Origin of the sequence: Streptococcus pseudopneumoniae, assembly GCF_001072315.1 — a bacterium.
Classification (GTDB): Bacteria; Bacillota; Bacilli; order Lactobacillales; family Streptococcaceae; genus Streptococcus; species Streptococcus pseudopneumoniae_R.
In genome coordinates this window covers 1-1,352 of the sequence record NZ_JVLI01000126.1, presented here as the reverse complement: position 1 = coordinate 1,352, position 1,352 = coordinate 1, and the positions used below count along the sequence as shown (strand labels likewise).

Sequence of the window (1,352 nt, the reverse complement as noted above, 5' to 3'; positions counted from 1 at the left end):
TATCGCAAGCGGAAAACAAATCAAGGATAAAGCGAATGCGACACAAACGGAAGTAGATAATGCATTATCAGCAATTACCACAGCTAAGAATGCATTAGGAGGAAACGCGACAAACAAAGACGCGCTCCAAACAGCGACAAGCACAGGTGATACAGAAACTAAGGCAAGTTCAGCTTACTACAATGCCGAAGCAAGTAAGAAAGACGCGTACGATCAAGCAGTAACAGCAGGTAAAGCAGTACTAGCCAAAGATAATGCGACACAAACTGAAGTCAACAATGCATTATCAGCAATTACCACAGCTAAAGAGAAGTTAGATGGGGCGCCATTCCCTACAGAAATAGAAAAATCAAACGCCATTGCAGAAGTGAAAAAAGCTTTAGATACTAAGATTAAATCTATAGAATCAAGTAAAGAATTTACAGATAACGATAAAGGCATCCTTAAAGACAAAGCTGAAAAAGCAGCGATGGCTGCTATTGTAAGAATAAAAACAGCAACAACAAATGCAGCTGTAGAAACAGCAAAAATTGAAGGAATAGAAAGAATTAACTCTATAGAGGCGAATTTACCTGCTACACTTGATTTTCCGGAATTTACAGGAGAGGTGAATGGTGAAATTGTAGAACCAACTGAGACACTTAAAGAAGAACAAGGTGGAGAAAACAAACCTCAACCAGCATCAGTAGTGCCATCTGATGATACAACACGTGAGCCTGAAGTAGTCACTTCAAATTCTCAACCAGTTTCATCAGAGAATAATGTACCGAAACAAAATGATTCTAAAAGTCATGCCGCATTACCAAATACGGGTACCAAAGAAGATCGTGCTACCGGTTCATTAGGAGTTCTATCTCTTCTTGGAGCATTTGGTTTACTATTTGCTAAAAAGAAGAAAGATGATGAAGAGGAAGCATAAGTAGAAAATCTCATTTAATCTCTAGATTAGGAACTATCAGCGAGTTCTCTAATCTGGAGATTTTTTTCAATATGCTTCGTTATTGGGCAGTTACGATAATACTTTATAGTTGTTTGGTTTAAAAAAAGCATGCTATGATAAAGCTATGGCATATAGTACAGATTTTAAACAAGGAGCATTATATTATACTCTTCGAAAATCTCTTCAAACCGCGTCAACGTCGCCTTGCCGTACTAAAGTACAGCCTGCGGCTAGTTTCCTAGTTTGCTCTTTGATTTTCATTGAGTATTAGATCAAAGAGGGGCACAGGCATGGCGAGTCTTTCGCAGAGTCTGTCATTCGTGAAATCTATGAAGAAACAGGATTGACGATCCAAAATCCTCAACTTGTCGGCATTAAAAATTGGCCACTAGATACAGGTGGGCGCTATATT

Annotated in this window: 1 protein-coding gene and 1 pseudogene; both read left to right on the top strand. The window is 38.6% G+C overall.

Annotated elements, in window-relative coordinates; genetic code table 11:
• Positions 1-919, top strand: a 919-nt coding sequence (locus tag ADH54_RS06815) for a DUF1542 domain-containing protein (protein ID WP_049524543.1), incomplete at its 5' end; no start/stop codon positions are given.
• A gap of 301 nt (positions 920-1,220) precedes the next feature.
• Positions 1,221-1,352 (top strand): annotated as a pseudogene (locus ADH54_RS11895) (NUDIX domain-containing protein); the annotation flags it as partial.